The 3,537-nt window shown below is 55.9% G+C and carries 4 protein-coding genes and 1 pseudogene; all 5 read right to left on the minus strand.

Annotation, left to right across the window (positions count from 1 at the left end):
• Window positions 1-233, minus strand: a pseudogene (locus tag H6F43_RS09280) (KGK domain-containing protein); the annotation flags it as partial.
• A gap of 285 nt (window positions 234-518) precedes the next feature.
• Window positions 519-1,679, minus strand: a complete 1,161-nt coding sequence (gene hpxO, locus H6F43_RS09285; RefSeq protein ID WP_190342507.1) for an FAD-dependent urate hydroxylase HpxO — start codon at window positions 1,677-1,679, stop codon at window positions 519-521.
• A 226-nt stretch (window positions 1,680-1,905) separates the two neighbouring features.
• Window positions 1,906-2,178, minus strand: coding sequence for a DUF3143 domain-containing protein (locus H6F43_RS09290; protein WP_190342508.1), 273 nt, complete (start codon window positions 2,176-2,178; stop codon window positions 1,906-1,908).
• A 4-nt stretch (window positions 2,179-2,182) separates the two neighbouring features.
• Window positions 2,183-2,806 carry a J domain-containing protein gene (locus H6F43_RS09295; RefSeq protein WP_242025459.1) on the minus strand — a complete coding sequence of 208 codons (624 nt, stop codon included), beginning with the start codon at window positions 2,804-2,806 and terminating at the stop codon, window positions 2,183-2,185.
• A 116-nt stretch (window positions 2,807-2,922) separates the two neighbouring features.
• Window positions 2,923-3,537: O-antigen ligase family protein (locus H6F43_RS09300; RefSeq protein ID WP_190342510.1), on the minus strand; the 615-nt coding region annotated here is incomplete at its 5' end.

The raw sequence follows: 3,537 nt of genomic DNA on the forward strand, positions 1-3,537 counted from the left end.
CGCACTCGTCCCCGCTGCCAACCCTGCGAACTAAACCGCAGCGCCTCGCACTCTAACCCGTCGCCAAACCAGCCTTCGTTGTCGTCTGACCAGTCGTCTTCGCGATCGCTGACGGCTTGCGCCAGCGCGTCCAGCAGTTCCCCTACCTTAAACGTTGGATTCGCCATCAGAATTCGTCCAACGCTGACAAACAGCACTTCGTCGTTGCTCAGGGGTTCAAATTGCTCGTTCATCGGTGTCTTTTGCAAACAGTTAGTTCGTGGCTGTTAGCTGTTAGCTACTAGCCATCAGAGACGGTTTAAGAAGGATCAACGACGCTGCACTAGCTCCCTGAATCCCTGGGTTTGAAGGTCTTCCATACCTCTAGCCTTCAAAATTGGGAAGTTGGGGAGACGGTTCGGGAAGCAACTTCGACCTCTCAAACAGCCTCTTAGACTTTATCGGAAATTTGTGTGAGTTGACTTAGTCAGCAAGCGATTTCCAATTTAGTCGGTGGTCTACTAGCTACGTTTATAGCGTTAATGCAGCGGTCCGCCCAAGATTGTTTTGCAAATGCCATCAATGATGTTAGTGCCGTCCTCACGCTTGAGGTCTTCATACCACTGCTGAGTCTTAGTAGGGTCTGTGCCGTGCGTCATGTCCGATCGTTTGCGAGCGCGGGTAATGATGTCGGCAACGCGGTCCTTGCGCGCGGCTTCGTAGCGTTTCAGCGCGTCCTCCACGCCAAGATTGGTGCTTTGCAGACAGTTCGCCAGTACCAAACCATCTTCCATCGCCTGACAACCGCCCTGTCCCAGATCGGGCGCTGTGCCATGTGCCGCATCACCGAGCAGGGCAACCCGTCCCCGCACCAACACGGGCAGCGGTTCGATGTCATGAATTTCAACTCGATTCGTTCTAACCGGATCAAGACGCTGGATCAGCGTTTGAACGGGGTCAGCCCATTCTTTGAAGAAGCTCATCAGTTCTTCACGGTAGGTTTCAGGCTGACTCACCGTGCCTTTAGGCAGGGGCACATCAAAGAAAAAGTAAAAGCGATCGCCCCCCACGGGCATCATTGACACCCGTTTGTGTTCGCCCACGTAAATCACCCAGCTATCGCTCGGAGCCAAATCGTCGCTGATCGGAACCAAGCCGTTCCAGTTCACGTAGCCGACGTAGCGCCGCTCGATCGTTTCCCCCAAAATGTGGCTGCGCAGAATCGAGTGCGTTCCGTCTGCTGCCACGACTAGATCCGCCGTTGCTTGGTGTCCGTCTTCAAACGTGACCGTAACCTGCTCGGCGTCTTGCTCAATGTTGATGCACTTTGAATTGAGATGAACGTGTGTCCCCAAGCCATCGAGTAATAGCTGCTGCAACTCCGTTCGAGCAACGGGGTAGGGGCGCTGTCCAACGGTATCAATCAGCGGTTGCAGGCTAAAGTCCGTCAACACTTCACCCGTTTGGCTGTAGTACGTCATGCGGTCCATGTGTCCCCCCACGCGAGCAAGGTCTCTGCCCAACCCCAAGCAGTTGAGCACCTTAACCCCATTGGACCAGAGAGAGATGGCAGCACCAGCCGGACGCAGTTCCTTGACGCGATCGTAGACCTCAACGGTGTAGCCTGCCTGTTTTAGGGCAATGCCAGCCGTCAATCCGCCCATGCCCGCACCAATGACAATCACCTTTAGGTCGTCCATGCCTGTCCCCTTAACTACAATGCGCCTGCACTCAACTGCAACCAGACCTGCTCAGCAGAGGAACATCCGTAAACTGAATCCTCAAGCGGCACGCTGCTTTCAGCGCAGCCCAGGCGATCGCGAGAATACCTTTATTCAGGTTAGCGGCAAGGCTTGTTTCACAAAAGCCAGTTTGTCAGGAAGTTAAAACATCCTGGATTACAAGTGCTGCAAAGGGATTTGACGGCTACGGTCCAGCAAACACGGCGTCTTGAACATCCTGGCGGCTGAGCGAGTACTTGAACGATCGCTGAACCGATCGCTCCTCGATGCCAATATCGGAATAGCGAACGGTCAACTGGTCGGTGTCAAGGCAGACTTCCGCGTGCCATTCAGGACGCTGCACCAGCCAGCAGTGGATGTCATCCTTGCTCCGCGTGCAGCCCTGTTCGACAAGCCATTGCTCAATCTCAGGCAGTGGATGGTTATACAGCGGAGTATCAGCGGGAGGAAGTGCCATGCAGTTATTCAATAGAAGTGGGTTCAACAGGGGCTTCAGGTGAAGCAGGAGGTTCGGACTCGATCGCAGCAGAAGGTTCAGACTTGATCGCAACAGGAGCAGAAACCTCTGGAGCCGCGATCGCCGCATCTGGGTCAGTTGCCAGCGGCGGCAGAGTCACCTGTTCAACGGGATGAACGTGAGTAGTGACTGGCTGAAACACCGCTTCGCCCTTGGTAATGCCGATCGTAACCGCCAGCACCAAGCACGCCAAAAACGTCACGCCGAGAATGAACAACGCGAATAGCTCACCAGGAGACAGCGGACGATCGGTCGGGTCAAGGTAGGCAGAAGACCGGAGCGGCTGCGATCGCGGTGTATTCAGCGTGGGCAGCGGCTGCACCACTGCAACCCGCGAGTAGCCAATTTTTCTGTCGTAAAGGCTGCGGCGCTCTGGACTGCTGAGCGTGGCGTACGCCTCGTTAAGCTGCTGAAACTTCTGCGTAGCAACCTGCTGTGGCAGCGAGGTTGTATCTGGATGGTACTGCTTGCTAAGGTCACGATAGGCTTGCCGAATCTCCCGCACGGATGCGGAAGGATGCAGCCCCAGCAGTCCGTAATAGCTGGAAGCCACGATCGTTTGATACAGCGATTTGGGGTCCCCATTGGGCGGAGTTGCTCGATCGTGTGTCACGCGAGGTCCTGTCCTACTCGACCTGATCGGAATACCGTTTATTGTAACTGCCTTACCAGTGCTGACGCGATTCACAGTGGGCGAATTCTGTGATTCGCGCGGTACATCCATCCACAAATTGCCGCCAGCAGCACCCACCCCAGCAGATTAATTCGCACATCAAACAATGTGATGTCCAGTAAGTTGAACACTGCACAGCCCATAAACGCCGTCAGGTAGGTGAAGACGATGAAGCGCTCCTCCGACAGTGAAGCTGCAATCAGCAACCGCGACGCCTGAGCTACAATCCACCCCACTAGCCCCACAAAAAGGAGCATCGCCGGAAGTCCCGTTTCCGCTGCCAGCATCAGCGGCAGGTTGTGCGGATGTCCCACAAAGAACTGCATTTGCTGCTGGTAGAGCGGACTGAAGTTCCTCAGCCCCCAGCCCGTCCAGGGACGCTGCTGAATCAAGGACGCTGCAAACCTCCATTGCGTTGTGCGCAGTTCGGCGATCGGACGGTTGGGATGAAGCTGGTCCGTCAAGCGCATCCAGAAAAATGGCGGGATGATCAGTTGCAGCCCCTCCTTGAGCGGAGACGGACCAAACGCGGCCCCTAGCACCGCCGCCGCGATCGCGCCCGCGCCCAGTAGCAGCCAGCGCCAGCCTGCGTACAGCGCCAAGGCAAGACAGGAAAGCACGGCAAT

Source organism: Leptolyngbya sp. FACHB-36, assembly GCF_014695955.1.
GTDB lineage: Bacteria > Cyanobacteriota > Cyanobacteriia > Leptolyngbyales > Leptolyngbyaceae > FACHB-36.

Excerpts from the sequence above, each read along its gene's own strand:
- hpxO (WP_190342507.1), bottom strand. The coding sequence starts at position 1,679 with ATGGACGACCTAAAGGTGATTGTCATTGGTGCGGGCATGGGCGGATTG.
- H6F43_RS09290 (WP_190342508.1), bottom strand. The coding sequence starts at position 2,178 with ATGGCACTTCCTCCCGCTGATACTCCGCTGTATAACCATCCACTGCCT.